Source organism: Thioclava sp. IC9 (genome assembly GCF_002213225.1).
Lineage (GTDB): Bacteria > Pseudomonadota > Alphaproteobacteria > Rhodobacterales > Rhodobacteraceae > Thioclava > Thioclava nitratireducens.
On the sequence record NZ_NBNX01000001.1, the window covers coordinates 877,730 to 897,082 of the forward strand.

Annotated in this window: 21 protein-coding genes; 11 read left to right on the forward strand and 10 right to left on the reverse strand. The window is 64.5% G+C overall.

Annotated elements, in window-relative coordinates; all coding sequences use genetic code 11:
* Positions 1–217 precede the first annotated feature (217 nt).
* From B6V76_RS04000 to B6V76_RS04015, 4 genes are all read left to right on the forward strand, one after another.
* Entirely contained in the window at positions 218–523 is a 306-nt protein-coding gene (locus B6V76_RS04000) for a hypothetical protein (protein WP_088719384.1), read from the forward strand.
* A gap of 189 nt (positions 524–712) precedes the next feature.
* Positions 713–1,636: a histone deacetylase family protein gene (locus tag B6V76_RS04005; RefSeq protein WP_075774663.1), complete on the forward strand. Its 924-nt coding sequence runs from the start codon at positions 713–715 to the stop codon at positions 1,634–1,636.
* An 83-nt stretch (positions 1,637–1,719) separates the two neighbouring features.
* The gene (locus B6V76_RS04010; RefSeq protein WP_075774662.1) at positions 1,720–2,709 is read left to right on the forward strand and encodes an MBL fold metallo-hydrolase; all 990 of its coding nucleotides are present in this window, start codon (positions 1,720–1,722) and stop codon (positions 2,707–2,709) included.
* Between the two features lie 115 nt (positions 2,710–2,824).
* Complete coding sequence (locus B6V76_RS04015) at positions 2,825–3,919, forward strand: site-2 protease family protein (protein WP_088726728.1); 1,095 nt, start codon at positions 2,825–2,827, stop codon at positions 3,917–3,919.
* Between the two features lie 21 nt (positions 3,920–3,940).
* On the opposite strand, the gene B6V76_RS04020 is transcribed toward B6V76_RS04015, so the two are convergent.
* Both B6V76_RS04020 and B6V76_RS04025 read right to left on the reverse strand, forming a co-directional pair.
* Entirely contained in the window at positions 3,941–4,681 is a 741-nt protein-coding gene (locus B6V76_RS04020) for a sulfite exporter TauE/SafE family protein (RefSeq protein ID WP_206184174.1), read from the reverse strand.
* Positions 4,682–4,685: 4 nt separating this feature from the next.
* Positions 4,686–5,351, reverse strand: a complete 666-nt coding sequence (locus B6V76_RS04025) for a TetR/AcrR family transcriptional regulator (RefSeq protein ID WP_206184175.1) — start codon at positions 5,349–5,351, stop codon at positions 4,686–4,688.
* Between the two features lie 64 nt (positions 5,352–5,415).
* On the opposite strand from B6V76_RS04025, the gene B6V76_RS04030 reads away from it, so the two are divergent.
* The 6 genes from B6V76_RS04030 to B6V76_RS04055 all read left to right on the forward strand — a co-directional run bounded on the left by B6V76_RS04030 (position 5,416) and on the right by B6V76_RS04055 (position 10,808).
* Positions 5,416–6,735, forward strand: coding sequence for an NAD(P)-binding domain-containing protein (locus B6V76_RS04030; RefSeq protein WP_088726729.1), 1,320 nt, complete (start codon positions 5,416–5,418; stop codon positions 6,733–6,735).
* Entirely contained in the window at positions 6,732–7,646 is a 915-nt protein-coding gene (locus B6V76_RS04035; RefSeq protein ID WP_088726730.1) for a bile acid:sodium symporter family protein, read from the forward strand. Before B6V76_RS04030 ends, B6V76_RS04035 begins: the two co-directional genes overlap by 4 nt.
* Positions 7,631–8,569, forward strand: coding sequence for an SDR family oxidoreductase (locus B6V76_RS04040; RefSeq protein ID WP_088726731.1), 939 nt, complete (start codon positions 7,631–7,633; stop codon positions 8,567–8,569). The genes B6V76_RS04035 and B6V76_RS04040 overlap by 16 nt, the downstream gene beginning before the upstream one ends.
* The gene (locus B6V76_RS04045; protein WP_088718792.1) at positions 8,566–9,336 is read left to right on the forward strand and encodes an SDR family NAD(P)-dependent oxidoreductase; all 771 of its coding nucleotides are present in this window, start codon (positions 8,566–8,568) and stop codon (positions 9,334–9,336) included. Before B6V76_RS04040 ends, B6V76_RS04045 begins: the two co-directional genes overlap by 4 nt.
* Before the next feature lie 198 nt (positions 9,337–9,534).
* The gene (locus B6V76_RS04050) at positions 9,535–10,560 is read left to right on the forward strand and encodes a permease (RefSeq protein ID WP_088718793.1); all 1,026 of its coding nucleotides are present in this window, start codon (positions 9,535–9,537) and stop codon (positions 10,558–10,560) included.
* An 11-nt stretch (positions 10,561–10,571) separates the two neighbouring features.
* Positions 10,572–10,808: a thioredoxin family protein gene (locus tag B6V76_RS04055; RefSeq protein ID WP_088718794.1), complete on the forward strand. Its 237-nt coding sequence runs from the start codon at positions 10,572–10,574 to the stop codon at positions 10,806–10,808.
* Between the two features lie 166 nt (positions 10,809–10,974).
* Here the strand turns inward: B6V76_RS04055 and B6V76_RS04060 are convergent, their stop codons facing one another.
* The 6 genes from B6V76_RS04060 to B6V76_RS04085 are packed head-to-tail and all read right to left on the reverse strand — an operon-like array spanning position 10,975 to position 15,084.
* A complete protein-coding gene (locus B6V76_RS04060) occupies positions 10,975–12,321 on the reverse strand; it encodes an NAD(P)/FAD-dependent oxidoreductase (RefSeq protein ID WP_078602577.1) in 1,347 nt (448 codons plus the stop codon).
* A gap of 36 nt (positions 12,322–12,357) precedes the next feature.
* On the reverse strand, positions 12,358–12,687 hold the full coding sequence (locus B6V76_RS04065) for a YnfA family protein (RefSeq protein WP_078520061.1): 330 nt from the start codon (positions 12,685–12,687) through the stop codon (positions 12,358–12,360).
* Positions 12,688–12,721: 34 nt separating this feature from the next.
* Positions 12,722–14,137 carry a mercury(II) reductase gene (merA, locus tag B6V76_RS04070; RefSeq protein ID WP_078520060.1) on the reverse strand — a complete coding sequence of 472 codons (1,416 nt, stop codon included), beginning with the start codon at positions 14,135–14,137 and terminating at the stop codon, positions 12,722–12,724.
* A 12-nt stretch (positions 14,138–14,149) separates the two neighbouring features.
* Entirely contained in the window at positions 14,150–14,380 is a 231-nt protein-coding gene (gene merF / locus B6V76_RS04075) for a mercury resistance system transport protein MerF (RefSeq protein ID WP_078520059.1), read from the reverse strand.
* Entirely contained in the window at positions 14,377–14,673 is a 297-nt protein-coding gene (locus tag B6V76_RS04080; protein ID WP_078520058.1) for a cation transporter, read from the reverse strand. Before B6V76_RS04080 ends, merF begins: the two co-directional genes overlap by 4 nt.
* Before the next feature lie 12 nt (positions 14,674–14,685).
* Positions 14,686–15,084: a mercuric transporter MerT family protein gene (locus B6V76_RS04085; RefSeq protein ID WP_088726732.1), complete on the reverse strand. Its 399-nt coding sequence runs from the start codon at positions 15,082–15,084 to the stop codon at positions 14,686–14,688.
* A 73-nt stretch (positions 15,085–15,157) separates the two neighbouring features.
* On the opposite strand from B6V76_RS04085, the gene B6V76_RS04090 reads away from it, so the two are divergent.
* Complete coding sequence (locus B6V76_RS04090) at positions 15,158–15,589, forward strand: helix-turn-helix domain-containing protein (RefSeq protein WP_088726176.1); 432 nt, start codon at positions 15,158–15,160, stop codon at positions 15,587–15,589.
* A 37-nt stretch (positions 15,590–15,626) separates the two neighbouring features.
* Here B6V76_RS04090 and B6V76_RS04095 read toward each other — a convergent pair whose 3' ends face one another.
* Complete coding sequence (locus B6V76_RS04095; protein WP_088726733.1) at positions 15,627–17,993, reverse strand: hypothetical protein; 2,367 nt, start codon at positions 17,991–17,993, stop codon at positions 15,627–15,629.
* A 276-nt stretch (positions 17,994–18,269) separates the two neighbouring features.
* A complete protein-coding gene (dctP, locus tag B6V76_RS04100; protein WP_075774754.1) occupies positions 18,270–19,340 on the reverse strand; it encodes a TRAP transporter substrate-binding protein DctP in 1,071 nt (356 codons plus the stop codon).
* Between the last annotated feature and the right edge of the window lie 13 nt (positions 19,341–19,353).

Sequence of the window (19,353 nt, forward strand, 5' to 3'; positions counted from 1 at the left end):
GCCGGCACATTCGGCCGATGATCCTCCTTGGGGCGCTCACATTAAATGAACGATGGTTCATTTAATGCAACCCTAAACCGCAGAAACAAGAAAATCATGCTGCGCTCGCGAAACCGTGTTCGAGGCGATCGCGCCTTCGGAGCCCTGCAAAACCTGACGACTCGCGGCATTTCTGCTATAGTTGGAAGTGGTCAAATCTTCTGAGGGAGGAGCGATGATGCGACCGGAACTCATGACACGCCGCCGCGCATTGCGTCTCGCGTTCGAGCGTTACATCGAAGCGGACAAGGCGTGGCGCGACGCGCTCGTGGGCTTGAACGACTGGTTTCCGCGCAGCGCGAACCGTCGTCCGGGGTTGATCGGAAATCCGGGTTCGCCGATCCGACGGCTTTACGATGCGCGCAGCCGGGCGCTGCTGCGCCTAGAAGTCACGCAGGTCAAACTGGCTACTGCGAAACGGCGACTGGCAGAGCGCCGCGCGCGCGAGCTGCCGCCCGTGTTTCTGATCGGGCCGCCCTGCTGAGCAGAGGGGGCGACGCACTCGCAGATTTCACCCGACAGGACGGCGGCGGCACGTGTCCTCCGTCCGGGGGTGCTTGTCATTTCCAAAACTCTGACGCAGCTTCGCAACGGGCAGAACCGTTCGAGCGACGGCGCGGCGCGGGTCGCGACTCGCCGATAGGCCCCCGATACGACCTTTCTGGAGAGCTTCATGCGCACGTTCGTCACGATCACCCACGAGGATTGCCTCGCTCACGACACCGGGCCCACCCATCGCGAGCGGCCGTGGCGCCTCGAGACGGTGCGCGGCCTGATCGACGAGATGGAGCTGCCGGTCATCGAGGCGCGCGAGGCGAGCGACGAGGATCTCCTGCTGGGCCACGACGCGGCTTATCTTGAAGCGCTCGAAGAGGTCTTCGCACGTGAGGAACATGCAGATCTCGATTCGGACACGCATGTTTCGCCGGGCTCGCGCCGTGCGAGCCGCCTGGGCGCGGGCGGGGCCTTGCAGGCCGTCGATCTCGTTCTCACGGGCGAGGCCGAGCGCGTGTTCGTCGCGACTCGCCCGCCCGGGCACCACGCAACGCGGACGCGGGCGATGGGGTTCTGCATCTACGGCAATACCGGGCTTGCGGCACTGCATGCGCTCGAACGTCACGGCCTGTCGCGCGTCGCGGTGCTCGATTTCGACGTGCATCACGGCAACGGCACGCAGGACATCCTTTGGGACGAGCCGCGCAGCCTGTTCATCTCGTCGCATCAGGAGCCCAAATCGCTCTGGCCCGGCACCGGGGCGCGGTCGGAGACGGGCGCGCATGACAACGTGCTCAACCTGCCGCTCGCCAGTGGCAGCGGCGCGTCCGAGATGAAGGTCGCCTGGGAGGACGGGCTTGCCCGGTTGGAGGCCTTCAATCCGGATTTGATCATCGTATCCGCCGGGTTCGACGCGCATCGCGAGGACGACATCTCGGGCCTGCTCTGGACCGCCGGGGATTACTGGTGGCTGACGAGCGCGATCCGTGGCGTCGCGCGCCGTTGCTGCGACGGACGCTTGGTTTCCTGCCTGGAAGGCGGCTACAACCCGACCGCGCTCGCGGAAGGCGCAGCCGCGCATCTCGAGGCGCTTGCGCAGTGATCGCCGGGGCGCGCTCATATCAGGGGCGCGACAGGCGATGCCCGGTCCGCTCAGTTTCCGCGAAAACCTGAAGCAGGCACGAAATGGCACGTAACCGCTATTACACCGGCCCGGTCAGCGACCATTTCGACGGCGAGCGTTTTCACCCGCATGGCCAGCCATCCACGGATCGCTCCTTTCGCGACATCCTCAAATGGCGGCGCGAAGGGCAGCGCGCCCGGTGGCCCAAGCACGTCCCCATTGAGCCGAGCGTGCCGCCCGAGCGCAGCGACGCGGCGCGGCTCACCATGGTCGGTCATGCCTCGGTTCTCATTCAGGTCGCGGGGCTTAACCTGCTGACCGATCCGGTCTGGTCGGACCGCGCGAGCCCGCTGCGCTTTGCCGGGCCTAGGCGCGTCACCGCGCCCGGGATCGCCTTCGACCACCTTCCGCCCATCGACGCGGTCCTGATCAGCCATAACCATTACGACCATCTCGACACCGTCACTTTGCGCAAACTGCACAAACGCCACCGTCCACGGATGGTGATGCCGCTAGGGACCGATGCGACGGTGCGAAAGGCGGTACGAGGGGCGCGGATCGAGATCGGCGATTGGCACGACCGCATCGCGCTGACCCCAGAGATCTCGGTCACGCTGACGCCCGCGAACCACTGGTCGGCACGGGGCCTCGGCGACCGGCGCATGGCTCTCTGGAGCGGCTTCTGGATCGACACGCCGCAGAGCCGGATCTGGTTCGCGGGCGATACCGGCTATGGCGACGGGGCGATTTTTCGCGACATCCGCGCCCGGCACGGTGCGCCAGACATCGCGGTGATCCCGATCGGAGCCTATGAGCCGCGCTGGTTCATGCAGCCCCAGCATGTCGCGCCCGAAGAGGCCGTGCGCATCTTCACCGATATCGGCCCTGCCCAAGCGCTCGGCTGTCACTGGGGCACGTTCCAGCTGACCGACGAGCCGCGCGAGGAGCCGCCCACCCTGCTCGGTCAAAGCCTCGCGGCCTCCGGGATCGCGGCAGACCGGTTCCGAGCCTTCGCGCCCGGCGAGGTCTATCTGGCACCCTCGACAGGGTAACAGCGTCGCACCTTCTTGTGGTGACGCAATCGAGCGGTCAAATTGAGGGCAGCGGGAATTCGGCTGTGCCGTCCCCTTCCCCGGGACGATCACGCGGCGGAAAGAGAGGGTTGAGATGAGCTGGTCCTATTCACTCGGCAAGATCGGCGGCACTGTGCTCAGGGTCCATGTCACCTTCGTTCTGCTGATCATCTGGATCACCGCCACCGCCTGGGCAGCGGAGGGGCCGCAGGCGGCGCTGGTCAACATGCTCTTCATCCTGTCGGTCTTCGCCTGCGTCGTGCTCCATGAATTCGGCCATGCGACGATGGCGGCGCGGTTCGGCGTGCGAACGCCCGACATCACGCTTCTGCCGATCGGCGGCCTCGCGCGGCTGGAGCGGATTCCGGAAAATCCCAAGCAGGAAATTCTGATCGCCGTGGCGGGGCCCGCGGTCAATGTCGTGATCTTCCTGATCCTGACGATCTTCCTCGGCGGTCGCGGCTGGCTCAGCGATCTGCAATCGCTCGACAATCCCGCGCAAAGTTTCTGGGGCCGGCTTGCGCTGGTCAACGCGCTTCTCGTCGCGTTCAACCTGATCCCGGCCTTCCCGATGGATGGCGGGCGGGTCTTCCGAGCGGCTCTCGCGCTGTTCATGGACCGGGTGAAAGCGACGCAGGTCGCGGCCCGAACCGGACAGGTCATCGCCGTGCTCTTCGCCTATTGGGGTCTGACGAGCGGCAACCCAATCCTCGTGTTGATCGCGGTATTCATCTTCTTCGCGGCGGGATCGGAAAGCTCCGACGCGGCGATGCGCGGTCTGGCCCATCGGGCGGCGGCGCGCGACGCCGTCATCACCTCCTTCGTGTCGCTGACACCGGATGATACGATCGACACCGCCGCGCAGGCGATCCTGCACAGCTCGCAATCGGAGTTTCCCGTGCTCTCGCCCGAAGGACAGATCCTCGGCTTCGTCACCCGCGAGAGCGTGCTGGCCCGGCCCGATCCCGAGTTCCGCCAGACACCGGTCTCCGAGATCATGTTCCGCGATGTGCCGGTCGTTTCGCTGAAGACCGGGATGGACGACGTGCTCGACGCCTTCGCGCGGCAGCGCATCCCGGCGGTGGCGGTGGTGGGGGCGAACGGCAATTTCGTGGGCTTCATCAACCGCGAGAATATCGGCGAATGGTTCATCCTCGCCCGCGCCCCTAGCGTGCGGCGCGGAGGGTAAGCCCGAAAGCGGCGCCCTGCTCTAGAGATAGACCGACAAGCCTCGCCAGCCCGCAAGCACAGCCGAAATCGCCATGACCACGATGGCGATCGTCCGGTACTGGGCGTTGTCGAGCCGCGCGAAGGCCGTAGTGCCCGCCCATGTGCCGAGCGCCAGCGCGGGCACCGAAACCAGCGTCAGCCAGAGCGCATCGCCATTCACGGCCCCCGCAAGGATCAGCCCGGGCGTTGCCAACAGCGAAGCCACGAAGAAGAATAGCAGCAACGAGGCCCGCGTCTGCATCGCCGTGGTGCCTGCCCCAAGGTAATAGGCCACTGCGGGCGGCCCCGGCATCGCCGCGAGCCCGGAAAACGCGCCCGAAGCGACGCCCGCCAGCAGCGCGAGCCCGCCATGGGGATGCGGGCGCGCAGGCTTGTAGCGCAACAGCAGCGTCAGCCCCGCGAGTACGACGAGCGCGATCATCACCCGCGCGGCATCGGCGCTGACCGCGCTGAGCGCGAAAATCCCGACCGGCGTACCCACAATCGCTCCCAGCGACAGCCGCGCAAGCGAGGGTTTGTGCACATGCCCGTGAAGCGTGAAAAGATCGCGGCACCCGACCACGACCTGCAGCAGCACCGCCAGCGTCACCGCCTCGATCGGCGGCACCATCAGCGAGACGATCGGCACCGCGGCCAGCGCGAAACCGAACCCCGCGATGCCGCGCAGGAAGGCCGAGAAGAACACGGCGGTGATGACCAGCAGGGTCGTTGCGCTCAGCATCCGGTCACGTCTCGGCCTGCGCGATCCGCGCTGCACAGCCCGCCGCGCAGAAGGCGACCAGCCCCTCGACCGAGGCTTGCGCATCGGACTGCGAGGCCAGCGCCGCGATCCGCCATTCCGAGGTCAGGAAGGCCAGAAGGGCTGCGACCGAATAGACGAACCCTTCTGCCACCACCGCCCGGCCCACCTTGGGATGCAGCGCGCAGATTTCATCCATGAAACGCTGTGCGGTCGGGTCGAAAAGATCGGTAGAAATATCGGCCCAGGCCGGATCGGCCGAGACCATCGCCACCAGCCGCGCATAGGCCAGCCATTGCGGATCGCTGCCTGCCGCCTTCGCAAGATAGGGCCGGAAGAAGCAGCCGAGGATCGCCGTCAGATCGAGCGCCCCCTGCCCCTTCGCCTGCGCCAGAGCCTCCAGACGCAGACGCGCCAGCTCTTCGGCGCGCCGCTCCACCACTTCGCGAAACAGCGCCTCTTTCGAGCCCCCGTGATGGTTCACCAGCCCCAGGGGCACCTCGGCCAGCGCGGCGATGTCGCGCACCTTCGCGCCCTCGAATCCGTCCCGCGCGAACACCGTTTCCGCCGCATCGAGAATCCGTGAACGGCTCGCGAGAGAGCGCTTCGACGGCGCTCTAAGCCTTTGTTTCTCGGTCGTCTTTTTCGTCATCAGATCGGGGCTTGCTTATTTTGAACAATGGTTCAATTTAAGAACGTCCGGGAGGAGACGCAAGATGACAGATACGAGGGGCAGGTTCGCCCTGATCGGCGCGGGCCCGATGGGTCTGGCCGCGGCCAAGGTGCTGGGCGAACAAGGGGTAGACTATCAGGGGTTCGAGCTGCACAGCGATGTGGGCGGGCTCTGGGATATCGAGGGCGCGCATTCGACGATGTATGAAAGCGCGCATCTGATTTCCTCGAAGCGGATGACGGAATTCACCCATTTCCCGATGCGCGAGGAGGTGGCGGAATATCCCAGCCACCGCGAGATGGCGCAGTATTTCCGCGATTTCGCCGATCATTTCGACATTCGGCGCCATTACCGCTTCAACGCCAAGGTGACGAAGGTTGAACCGCTGGGAGGCGATGGCGAAGGCTGGCGGGTCGGTTGGCGCGATAGCGAGGGCGAGCATTCCGAGATTTATGCGGGCGTGCTGATCGCCAATGGCACGCTCTCCGAACCGAACATGCCGGAGTTCCCCGGCCAGTTCGACGGCGAGCTGATCCACTCCTCGGCCTATCGCGACCCGTCGCAATTCACCGGCAAGCGCGTGCTCGTCGTGGGCGCGGGCAATTCGGGCTGCGACATCGCGGTGGACGCGATCCATCACGGCAAAAGCTGCGATCTTTCGATGCGACGCGGCTATTACTTCGTGCCGAAATACGTCTTCGGCAAACCCGCCGACACGCTGGGCGGGGCGATCAAGCTGCCGATGTGGCTCAAGCGCAAGATCGACGGCGCGCTGCTGAAATGGTTCGTCGGCGATCCGCAGAAATACGGGTTTCCCAAGCCCGATTACAAACTCTACGAGAGCCATCCGATCGTGAACTCGCTGGTGCTGTTCCACGCAGGTCACGGCGATCTGAAAGTGCGCGCGGATATCGAAAGGTTCGACGGCAAAACGGTGCACTTCAAGGATGGCGCGCAGGCCGAGTATGACATGATCCTCGCGGCCACCGGCTACAAGCTGCACTACCCCTTCATCGCGCCGGAGCTGCTGAACTGGCAAGGCGACGCGCCGCATCTGTACCTTAACGCGATGCACCCCAAGCGCGACGATCTCTTCGTGCTGGGAATGCTCGAGGCGAGCGGTCTTGGCTGGCAGGGCCGTCACGAACAAGCCGAGATGGTGGCGCGCTACATTCGCGGGCTGCGCGAGGGATCGGAGGCCGCGAAGCGCCTGCAGGCGAAGAAGGCCGAGGGGTTCGAGCGTGCGACCGGCGGCATGGCCTATCTCAAGCTCGCGCGGATGGCCTATTACGTGGACAAGGCGACCTATCGCAAGGCGGTCACCGGCTGGATCAAGGCGCTCGGCGGGGAGGCCCCGGCATGACTGGGCTCGACGCGGTCCGGCTGAACTTCAGCCCCGGCGCCCTGCATCTGCTCAACGCGATCCTCGGCATCGTCATGTTCTCAGTCGCGATCGACCTCTCCCCCCGCGATTTCCGCCCGCTGGTGCGCAGGCCCTGGGCGCTGATCGTGGGGTTCACGTCGCAGTTTCTGGTGCTGCCCGCGCTGACCTTCGGGCTGGTGCTGGCGCTGCAGCCCAGCCCGTCGATTGCGCTCGGGCTGATCCTCGTCGCGGCTTGTCCCGGCGGGAATGTCTCGAACTTCTTCACCCATCGGGCGGGCGGGAACACGGCGCTGTCGGTCTCGCTGACCGCCTTCGCCACGGTGGCGGCGATCGTGCTGACGCCGCTCAATATCGCGTTCTGGGGCAGCCTTTACGCCCCGACGCGCGCGCTGCTGCACGAGACCCATATGGACCCGGTGAGCGTGGCGATCACCGTGGGTATCATGCTGCTTTTGCCGCTGATCGCCGGGATCGCGCTGAACCATTACCGCTACGATCTGACGACCCGCATTCGCGATCCGCTGAAATGGGTGTCGATGGCGATTTTCGGGGCTTTCGTGGCGCTCTCGCTCAGCGCCAACTGGTCCTATTTCGTCCAATTCGTCGGGCTGATCGCGGGGATGGTGGTGCTGCACAACGCACTGGCCTTCGCGGGAGGCTACGGCACCGCGACGCTGGCGCGGCTTTCGCCCTTCGACCGGCGCGCGATCACCATCGAGACGGGGATCCAGAATTCAGGTCTCGGCCTCGTGCTGATATTCGCCTTCTTCGGAGGTTTGGGCGGCATGGCAATCGTCGCGGCTTTCTGGGGCATCTGGCACATCATCGCGGGCTTCGCGATCTCGACATTCATGAGACGAAAGGAGGCCGCGCGATGCCCCGGATCCTGATTAGCGGTGCGGGCGGCATGATCGGCCGCGTGCTGACCGCTGAACTCGCCGAAAGTGGCCATGAGGTCATCGCGACCGATCTGGCATGCCCCGACAACTTGCCTGAAGCCGTGCGCTTCGTGGCGATGGACGTCACCACCGACGCCCCCTGCAAGGTCATCGCGCGCGAACGGCCAGAGGTGATCGTGCATCTCGCCTCCATCGTGACGCCCGGTCCCGGCATGGGGCGCGAGCTCGCCTACCGCGTCGATGTGGAGGGCACGCGCAAGGTGCTCGCGGCTGCGCTTTCGGTCGGGGTTCGGCGACTTGTCGTGACCTCCTCGGGCGCGGCCTATGGCTATCACGCCGACAACCCCGTGCCGCTGCGCGAAAGCGATCCGGTGCGCGGCAACCCCGAGTTCGCCTATGCCGATCACAAGCGGCAGGTCGAGGAGATGCTGGCCGAAGCGCGCGCCACCCACCCTGCCCTCGAGCAGGTCGTGCTGCGGGTCGGAACGGTTCTTGGCAAGGGCACCGACAACCAGATCACCGTGCTGTTTCGCAAGCCGCGCCTGCTCGCGATCCGGGGTTGTGAGAGCCCTTTCGTCTTCATCTGGACCCGCGATCTGGCGCGCATCCTTATACGTGCCGCGACCGATGGCCCGCCTGGCATCTTCAACGTCGCGGGAGACGGCGCACTGGGCGTCACCGACCTCGCAAGACGTCTGGGCAAACCGGTGCGCCGCCTGCCCGCGCTCGGCATCAAGGCTGCGCTCGCCCTCGCCCATCCGCTGGGCCTGAGCCGCTACGGGCCCGAACAGGTGCGCTTTCTGCAATACCGCCCCGTCCTTGCGAACGACGCATTGAAGGAAGTCTTCGGCTACACGCCAGAGCTGACCAGCGCCGAAGTCTTTGACCTCTGGGCGCGCGAGGCCGGGCTATGAGCGCGCGCGTCGCGGTAATCTCGGGCGGCGCCGGGGGGCTTGGGCAGGCGCTCTCGGCGGGGCTGCGCGCCGAGGGCTGGCAGGTCGTGCTGCTCGACCGGGATATCTCGGGCCTTACCGCCGCGCCGAATGAAGAGGCCATCGCCTGCGATCTGACCGATCCGGCGCAACTGGAGACAGCCTGCGATGACATCCGCGCACGTCACCCCCGGATCGAGCTCGCGATCTACAACGCGGGCGTCACCCAGATCGGGCCGTTCTCCGAGCTGAGCGAGGCCGCACATCGCAAGGTCTTCGAAATCAACTATTTCGCGGCAACCGCGATGGCGCGGCATTTCCTCGAACCGCTGCGGGAAAGCCACGGCACGCATCTGGCGATTTCTTCGGTGGCGGGATTCTCGCCGCTCTATCACCGCACCGCCTATGCCGCGTCGAAACATGCGTTGGAAGGGTTCTTCAAATCGTTACGTTCGGAGGAGGCCCCTCACGGCGTGCGCGTGCAGATCGCAGCCCCCTCCTTCGTGGCGACAAATCTAGACCGGGCCGAGCGGCAATCAGACGGCATCGCACGTCCCGGAGCGGCTGCGGACGGGGTGGATTACATGACGCCCGAGGCTGCCGCGCAGGTGATCCTCGCCGGGCTGAAGCGCAACCGCCCGATGATCCCGGTAGGCCGCGTCGCGCGGCTCGCGTGGTGGATCAACCGCGCCTCGCCCGGGCTGTTCCAGCGGCTCATGGAGCGTAACATCGCGCGCGATCCTTCCTGACTTCCGCAGCCGCGACCTTTCGCAGCAGGACATGAGAAATTGCGCCCAACTTGATCGAGCGCATTGAAGCGACCCGTGCCCCCGGCGCTAATCTGCCCGTGATGAGGCACCGGGTCGCGTTTTGCGGCCCCCTCACCGAACGAGCTTCGAGGGGAACGCGACATGAGTGTGACACAGCATGAAACCCCGCATGGCGGGATGCCCGGCTGGGCGTGGAGCGTGGTCGTCGCGGCAGGCCTCGTTGCGTGGTGGGGGATCTACCAACAGCTCCCGGCCCTCTCCGAATGGATCGTCTCGTTGCTGCCGGTCACTCGCGACACGCATACTGGCGAGGCGCTGGCCTTCTTCTTCTACGACGTGCCGAAAGTCATGATGCTGCTCACCCTGATCGTCTTCGCGATGGGGGTCGTGCGCAGCTTCTTCAGCCCGGAAAAAACCCGCGCGCTTCTCTCGGGCAAGCGCGAGGGCGTCGGCAACGTGATGGCGGCGGGCTTGGGCGTCTTGACGCCGTTCTGCTCCTGCTCGGCGGTGCCGCTCTTCATCGGCTTCGTCTCCGCAGGCATCCCGCTGGGCGTCACCTTTTCGTTCCTGATCGCAGCCCCGATGGTCAACGAAGTGGCGCTGATCCTGCTCATCGGCCTCGTCGGCTGGCCCGTGGCGCTGGTCTATCTCGGCTTCGGCCTCGCCATCGCGATCGTTGCGGGCTGGGTGATCGGCAGGCTCCATGTCGAGGGCTGGCTGCAGGACTGGGTGCGCGACATCCATTCCGGCGCGACCACCCCGGGCGCGGTCGAGAGCGACGAACTAAGTATGACCGACCGCTATCGCCTTGGCCTCGAGGCGGTGCGCGAGATCTTCTCCAGGGTCTGGATCTGGATCATCATCGGTATCGCGATGGGCGCGCTGATCCACGGCTATGTGCCGCAAGACCTGATGGTGCGTATCATGGGTTCGGGCACGTGGTGGTCGGTGCCCGCGGCGGTGCTGATGGGCGTACCGATGTACACCAACGCCGCTGGCGTCATCCCGATCGTCGAGGCGCTTCTGGGCAAGGGCGCGGCGCTCGGTACGGTTCTGGCCTTCATGATGTCGGTGATCGCGCTGTCGATGCCCGAGATGATCATCCTGCGTCAGGTCCTGAAACTGCGCCTGATCGCGGTCTTCATCGGGGTCGTCGCCAGCGGGATCCTTGCCGTCGGCTTCCTGTTCAACGCATTGTTCTAAGGAGAAAAGATATGAAGGACGTCAAGGTTTACGGCCCCGGCTGCAAGCGCTGCGAAAAGACCGAGGAGATGGTCAAGGAAGCGGCCGCCAAGCTCGGCATCGAGGTGTCGGTCGAGAAGGTTACCGACCCCCGCGCGATCGCCATGGCAGGCGTGATGTCGACCCCCGGCGTCTCGGTCGACGGGAAGCTGGTGCATACGGGCGGCCTGCCGGATAGCGGCAAGCTCGAGCGGTGGCTATCGGCCTGAGCGAACCCTACCCCACCGAAAGTTAGCCAAAAAGAAGACCCCGCGCCGGGTGGCTGGCTCGTTCCGGGATTTGGGACACAGAGCCGGGAAACGATCTGTTTCCCGGCTCTGAACATTCTTATCGCGCCTTTCTGCGCCGAACCCTCCAGACGAAGACGCGCAGGGCTCAGAACATCGACCCGATGTCGGATGCCCCCGTCGGGTAGGCAGCCGGCATGGCCTTAACCTGCGCAGCCGTCAGTCCCAGCTTGATCGCCAGTGAGAAGACGTTGATCAGTTCGGCGTAGTCGGGCCCGAACATGTGCGCGCCGAGGATCTTGCCGTCCTTAGCGGTGATTACCTTTGCGCCGGCATGGCTTTCACCCAAACGCTTCTGCGAGAACCAGCCAGAAGTGTCGGTGAGGCGCACCTCGACGTCCCCCCTCGCGCGCGCTTCTTCCTCGAGCATGCCGACCCGCGCCAGTTCGGGGATGGTGAAGACCACACTCGGCACACCGGTGTAATCGGGCTCTGTCCGCTTGTCCTTGAGCATGTTCGATGCCGCGATCTTGCCCTCGAAGACCGCTACCGGGGTCAGCGGCTTGCCGGGCGAGGCGGCGGCGTCGCCGGCCGCGAAGATGCGCGAGTTCGACGGCGATTGCAGCCATGGCGTGACTTTCACGCCGCCTTGCTCGGTCGCGATGCCTGCGGCGCCGAGCTCGAGATGGTCGACCGAGGGCACCCGCCCGGCACCATGCACGACAAGATCGGCCTCCATGGTGTCGGTGCCATCCGCCTTCCGGTAGACCACTCGGTGCGCCCCGTCCGCATTCTCGACACGCTCGATCGCGGCCTCGTCGATGATCTCGATCCCCGCGGAGCGGCTGCGATCAAGCAGCATGTCGACCAAGTCGGGATCGAACATCTTCAGCTGCCGCGCGCCACGGTCGAGGATCGTCACCTGAGCTCCGGCGCGTGCCGCGATATGCGCGAACTCGAAAGAGATGTAACCGCCGCCGACGAAGACGATCCGACGGGGCAATTCGGCGAGGTTCAGGAAGTCGGTGCTGTCGATCAGCTTCTCGGCGCCGGGGAACTCCAGAGGCCGTGGCTTGGCCCCCGTGGCGATCAGTGCGTGGCGGAAGGCGATCTCGCCCTGATCCTCGATCTCGATCCTGTCCTCGGCGGTGAAGCGGGTCCGACCGTGGAACGTCCGCACCCCAGCCTCCTTCAGCCCACTCTCCATGCTCTGGGGCACCGGATCGGTGAAGCTCTCCTTGTGCTTCATCAGGGCCGGCCAATCTATCCGGGTCTCGCCCGCGATGCCTTTGCCGGACAGTCGCTGCGCGGCCTCCATTGCCTCGGCTCCGGCGCGCAGCATCTTCTTAGGGTCGCATCCCCTGAGCGCGCAGGTGCCGCCGTAGGGGAGTTCGTCGACGACGGCGACGGACCAGCCGGCGTTGCTGCATTTCTTTGCGGCGGTGATCCCGGCCATGCCGGCACCGATGACGATCAGGTCGAGCTTGTCGGTCATCTTTGCTCCTTGTGCTTTCGTAGTGGCTGCGTGGGGTCAGACCGGCGCACGGGGCCCTGCGATAATGATGCCGGCGCCCAGAAGGCAGATGCTGACGCCGATCAGATCCCACCGATCCGGCCGGACGCCTTCGACCGCCCAGAGCCAGAACAGCGAGGCCGCGATATAGATGCCGCCATAGGCTGCGTAGGCTCGTCCGGCGGCGGCGCTGTCAGCCAGCGTCAGCAGGTAGGCAAACAGCGCGAGCGAAGCCATGCCCGGACCGACCCACCAGATCGGCTTGTCCAGCCGGAGCCAGACCCAGAAGGCGAAGCAACCGGCGATTTCGGCAAGTGCGGCGCCGATATAGGCGGCAAGGGTCGGCATGGGATTTTGGGTCTCCTGTCGTGGTCGAGGGTCGCTACCCCGCGCAGCAGCTGAGTGCACCGACGTCTTTCTCGAAAGTCTGGGCGGCAAGCTTCAGCCCCTCGACCGTCGTGAGATAGGGCATGATGGTGTCACCAAGCTCCTCGTAGGTGAACCCGGCCCTGAGGGCCATCGCGGCGGTCTGGATGCTGTCGGCGCCCTCAGGGGCGAGGATCTGCGCGCCCAGCAGCCGCTTGCTGCCCGCCTCCGCCACCAGCTTGATCAGCCCACGCGTATCGCGGGCCGCCAGTGCGCGCGGCACAGCGTCGAGCGGCAGAACCGAGGTGACGACCTCGTGCCCGGCGGCGCAGGCCTGCGCCTCGCTCAGGCCCACGCCCGCCACCTGCGGGTCGGAAAAGACCACCCAGGGCATCGTGCCATTGTCATAGGTGCGCGCCTCGTCCGCCACGGCGTTCCGGGCGGCGATCTTGGCGCCGTAGGCCGCCATGTAGACGAATTGATCGCGCCCGGTGACATCGCCCGCGGCCCAGACGTTCGGGTTGGCGGTGCGCATCTGCGGGTCGACGACGATCCCGCCCGGCGCATCGGTTTCGATCCCGGCGGCACCCAGGTTCAGCCCGTCGCTGTTCGGCATTCGCCCGGTGGCGAGCAGCAGGCGCTCGGCGCTGAAGGTCTCACCCTCGTTCCCGGTCAAACGCACGCCACCGCCGTGGCGCGCCACACTGTCGTAGCCGGAGACGCGCGCGAGGCGGATGCCCTCCCTGGCAAGGTAGATCTCCAGCGCCTCGGAGATCTCCGGCTCAGCCTCCGGAAGCACGCCTCTGCGGCTTACCAGCGTTACTGCGACGCCGGCCCGGACGAAAAGCTGCGCCAGTTCCACGCCGATGTAGCCCGCGCCGAGGACCAGCAGAGAGGAAGGTAGCGCGGTCATCTCCAGCGCCGAAGTGCTGTCGAGGGCGTCGACCTCCTCGATGCCTGGAATGGCCGGCACATGCGGCCGGGAGCCAGTCGCTAAGATGATCTTCGTCGCCGGAAAGGCGGCGCTGTTCACGGTCAGTCGGCCGTCGTCGTCGAAACGGGCGCGGCCCTCAATGTATTCTACATTCTCGTGCCGGGGCAGCACGTCGGCGTATTTCGCCGCGCGCAGCTCATCCACCAGCGCCTGCTTCTGTGCCACCGTCGCGGCCCACTCGGTCACGCGGGCCTCCCCCTCGATGCCGTTGAACCGGTTGGCCGCGCGCGCGTGGTGCAGGCCTTCGACCGCGCGAATCAGAGCTTTGGATGGCACGCAGCCCACGTTGACGCATGTGCCACCAAGGGTTCCGTCACCGATCAGGGCGACCCGGGCCCCGGCCTCGGCAGCGGTGATTGCGGCCGAGAATCCGGCGGAGCCCGCGCCGATCACGGCAAGGTCATAGGCGCCGCCCTTGGAAGTGCAGCAATCTCTCATGTCAGTCTCTCTTCATCTGGTGCGTTGGCGCTGCCAGAGCGCGTAGAGGGTGATGCCGATGAACACCGCGAGCGCGGGCAGAAGCACGATGTCGAGCCAGCCCATCAGGGCCGAAAGTCCGACCGCGCCCAGCAGGATCACCAGGATCGGGGTGAAGCAGCACAGCGCGACGAGGACGGTGCCGATCAGCCCGTATTTCAGGAGGCGGTCATTTTTCTTGGAGGAGGTTTCGAGTTCGGTCACGACCCGCTCCCGTCGACCAAAGTCGCACCGTATCCGACGCCGGAGACGGTCGCGATCAGAGCGTCGGGGTCGGTGACGGAATCGTCGTAGTGCAGAACATAGATACCATCCTCGGCGTCGCCTTCGACGAACTCGGCGATCTCGACCGTGTCCACCCGCTTGAGCGCGGTCGCGACTATGTAGCTGCACGAGGGGCAGGTCAGCCCCGTGACGTGAAGCCGAGTCTGCGCTTCCTCAGCCAGGGCCACCGCGGGCACCACAAGCAGGATCGCAGCAAGCAGGATGCGTTTCATGAGAACTCCGTGTCAGAATGTCAGGACGAGGGGAGCGGCGTAGGGAAAGGCCAGAGCCAGGAGCACGACCGCCAGCGCTCCCCAGAGCAGCCCGCGCATCAGACGGCGATCCACGGGACGGGCGCAGGCACCGTCTCCGCAATCCTCGGTAGACGCCGGGCGGTAGGCCTTCCAGAAGCCATAGCTGAGCGCCGCTGCCGCGAAGGAAAAGGTCACCCACTTGTAGGCGTAGAGCGCGGTGAGCTGCCCGATGAAGACCCCGGTAACGCCAAGGCTCACCAGAACAAGAGGCAGGATGCAGCAGGAGGTCATTGCCAGCGCGCCGAGCACCCCGGCGCCGGTCGCGGCCCATCCCGTCCTGTCGGGTCTTTCATCAGCCTTTCGCTCGGTCTCGATCGCTTCCGACGTCATCGCCTCATCCCGTTGTCTTTCATCGAGCTACAACGTAGGGTCTGTAGCAACTACAGGATCAAGGAGAAATCCAGTGCCAGACGATCACGCCAACGCGAGCGAGCTGAAGCGCTCCGATCTCGCCCGCCTGACCGGCTGCAATCTCGAGACGATCCGCTACTACGAGAGCGTCGGCCTGATGCCCGATCCGCCGCGCACCTCTTCGGGCCATCGCCGCTATGGCACGGCCCATGTGGAGCGGCTCAGCTTCGTGATGCGGGCCCGGGATCTCGGCTTCACCATGGAGGAAATCCGCGATCTGCTGGGCCTGGTCGATTGTGGAAGCCAAACCTGCGCCGAGGTCGAGCAGATGGGGCGCCACCATCTTGATGTGGTTCGCGCCAAGATTCGCGATCTTCAGGCGATCGAGGCTGTCCTCGACGAGACCATTGCGTGCTGCACCGGCTCCGATACGCCTGAGTGTCCGCTGATCGACATCCTTCAGCAAGGACATACGGCGTCGTAAACGAGCTGGAGTCCCCACCGCATCGGGCAATCCGCAGCTATCGGGTCTCGAATTTCTTCCAAAGCGGCGTGCCGTGATACAGCCAGGGCCGGTAAAGGACGCGCCTCGGATCAGGCGCCTTCCGCGTTCGACCGTTCGCCTTTACCGAGTCTGCGCCCAGCCGCATTGCAGGCGTAAGCATCACCGGCGATGTTGTAGCGCGCTTGGGCACCTCGATCGTCTCATCGCTCCCGGGAACGCGAATTGCGGACATTCCCTCTTCGACCGGTGCCTCGCTGCCGGCGCTCGCGCCGGGGCCCTTGTATTGCCGCGGCTCGAACCAGTTGTAGTGGACCCTGTAGATGTTGAGGAATGCCATCAGAACAGCAGGATTGAAGACAGCCCCGTTGATGTAGGCCGGTCCGTTTCGCGACCCTTTGCCTCCAGCTCGTTTCGTTGGACTCGTTCGATGACGCAAGGAGGCCATAAAGGTGGAAACGGGCTGCACAGTGGCTCTCAGCGCTCGTCGCGCCAGCGCGGCCCTCAGGTCGGGATCGCTGATCTCTTGATCGAATGCGAGCTTCTTGAGCGGGTCGCGATATTTCTTCCGAAGAAGGGGGAATCCGACGATCTTCCGCGTTTCGCCGAAATACTCGGCCGGTGATCGTATCCAAATCTGCGGGAACTGGCGCGACTGGAAGTTCGCGATCGAATACGGGATTTTCACCCCGTTTCGCGCTTCTGTGAACGCCGTAGACATCCGTTCGGCACAGAACTGTTCCAAGAGATACCGGTCCGAGATTTCCTCGCCGAGAACCGCGCGGACCTTCTCTTTGTAACCCTCGAGGGCCTCTCTGAACCGCGCCATACGCTCCTTGCTTTTCGGCGCAGAGACCTCCTTGTCGAAAGAGATGACGAACCATTCGAACATGTCGTCATCGATCATGCCCCTGAAGACGTGCGGCACGACACGGACCATTGTCGCTTCCTGCTCACCGACAAGGGTGATCTTGCCCTTTGGCAGCATGTCCCGCAGGCACGCGAGGTGCGCGGCCTTCGTATAGGTCGGCTTCACCACACTTCCATTGAAGCTGCCTCGGAAGTCCCGGTCTGTGTCGTGAAACCCGAAATATCCCTGCCGGATCTGGTCCAACTGGAAGCGTTTGTCTTCGGCTTCGTTGAGTTTGTCCTGAACTTCCGGAGGAAGTGCGATGCCGGCATCCACTCTCTTTTCGTAGGCATTGTTCACGCGCTCGGAAAACACCCGCCAACGGCCCTCGGCGCTGGCAAAGAGCATGGCCTCGTCCAGCCGCCCACTGGGCCGCTGGAAGTGCATCTTGGGAACCGTGAAGCTGATGCCCGACTTCTGGGTGTAGGTCTGTCGAAGGTTGGTTGGCTGACCTGCGTCGTCGAGGTAGTGCTCCTCAATGAACTCGACGGGATCGACATTCGGATCGAAGTTCGCGTCGATCCGGAAAACATATCCGCTTCGAATATCCGCGGAGACAGAAAACTGGAGCGGTGTGAGCCGTCGATCGAGACGGCTCTCCCAGTTGACAGAGATCGTCACGTCATCGTGGGCGATCCTCGTGTGGCTGAAACGTTCCGACGCATCCTCTTTCTGCTTCCACTCCCTCAGCTTCGCTTGCTCGAAAGCCAGCAGGGTCTTCTCCAACCAGAAGATTCGACTGTAGAGGCGGCTGACGCCGATCTGTTTTCCGGTGTCGGGGTCGGACAGCACACGGCGCATGGTTGTGATGCTGTCCCCGTTGACGATGCACCTCAGGATGCGGACGTTGTCGCGCAGTTGCTTCTGCGCTTGGTGATCCAGCGATACCGAGATCCGCGCGCCACGTTTACCTTTGCAGGGGCGGTGGATGATCCGGAACCCTGAGGGCTTCGCTCTTCGGCGATTGCCACCAGCCGCCAGTTTCCCGTGGGTGCCGTTGAAGATGAACTCGTCGGGGTTCGCGAGATACCGCGCGCCGCATGCGCCGCATACCGGACCCATGAGGCTGCCGCCTGCGAAGAGCAGTCGATAATACTCTTCCAGGAAGTGCTCGTTCGACAGGATCGTGAAGCTGATGTCGCAGACGCCGTTTCCGCGCTGATGACCGCACTCCATGGATGGGCCGTCGTCCCAACCGACCGGATCGCCGTCGTATTCGAAGACCTCCGAAATACGGGGATGATGATCGTCGCTCGACATGGTGTAGGAGCCGAGCCCGGTCGTCAGGGCCGGAATGCTCGCCGCGGCCGCCTGCTGGCGCTGTGCAGCGTTTTTTCCTTTGAACACCGGGATCGTGAAGTCCGGTGCAACACCGAAGTTGCCGCAGTCTGGGTCGCCGCATGTATTGAGGTTGAAATCTGCCAACACGGCAGGATAGACTTCCGGTAGGTTCAGCTGTTGAAGCTTCTTGACCATTCGGCCTCCGATCTTTCGGTATTGATCTGTCAAGAAGGCCTCCAGGACCGAACGAGATGTTGGCCATTTTTCCTGCCAACTAAATCCCAAAACGATTTTTCTGCTTACTGTTGCGTCGGGACAATTCTCCCGCTGCTCGTGTAAACGGCGTGTAAAAATATGTTCATAAAATCAAACGGCTACCGAGACATTTCTCGGCAGCCGTTGCAGTTGTGTCCCAGAACCCGGAATGAGCCACCGGGTGGCGCGGGGTCTCTCATTTCAAAGCGCGAAGGCTCAGTTCAGTTCGCTCGCGCGCTCGGCATCGACCGTCTTCGAAGCCTCGTCGACCGCGGATTGCAGGTCGTCGAACACTTCGCCACCGTTCTGGACGTTGTCCTTGAACCAGCCATAGACCGGCTGCGCCGCATCCTGGAACTGCTTCTTCTGCTCGGGCGTCGGCACGTAGATCTCGCCGCCGTCCTTCTTGAACTCCTCATAGGCGGCAATCGACTTGCGCTTGGGCGAAGCGAAGGTCGCCTGCTGGAGCGCCGCGAACCCGTCCACGATCACGCGCTGCATGTCGGGCGACATGTCCTTGAACTTCTGGTTGTTCATCCACCACAGCGCCGCCATGTAGGCATGCCCGTCGAGCGTGACGTATTTCAGCCCGGCCTCGGGGAATTTCATGTTCATGATGTCGGTGATGCCGTTCTTGGTGCCGTCCACGACGCCGGTCTGCAGCGCGGTGAACAGTTCCGGCCACGGGATCGGGGTCGGCGAGGCACCCATCGCTTTCACCAGCTCCTGCGGCAGGTCCGCGACGATGGTGCGGATCTTCATGCCTTTCAGGTCCTCGGGCGTTTTCACCGTGTGCTTGGTGTTGGCGAAGTTGCGCCAGCCGCCGGTGTTTCCGATCGTCATCAGGCGGATCATGTTGTCGCTGTCCGCCAGCGCCATCTTGCGCAGCTGCGAGGTGAAGTCGGTATGGGTCAGCACCTCTTCGGCAACCCGGTCGTTCGGCATCAGATACGGCAGGTCGAGCACCTGCACATAGGGGAAGATCCCCGCAGCCCCGCCCGAGGTCGAGATGTAGATGTCGAGCGAGCCATCCGCGATGCCCTGCAGACACTCTGCCCCGTTCGAGCACAGCTGCGTGCCGATGAAGAGGTCGACCTTGATCTTCCCGTTCGAGGCGTTCTCGACATAGTTCTTGAACACGACGAGACCGTCGTAATCCTCGTCATTCGTGTTCGAGTTGGCAACCGCGCGCAGCGTGATCGTATCGTCCTGAGCCTGCGCGGCCATGCCGAGCCCCGAGGCCAGAACGGCCCCCAGCGCAAGCGATTTCACGAAAGTTCTGAGCATCATTTCCTCCCTA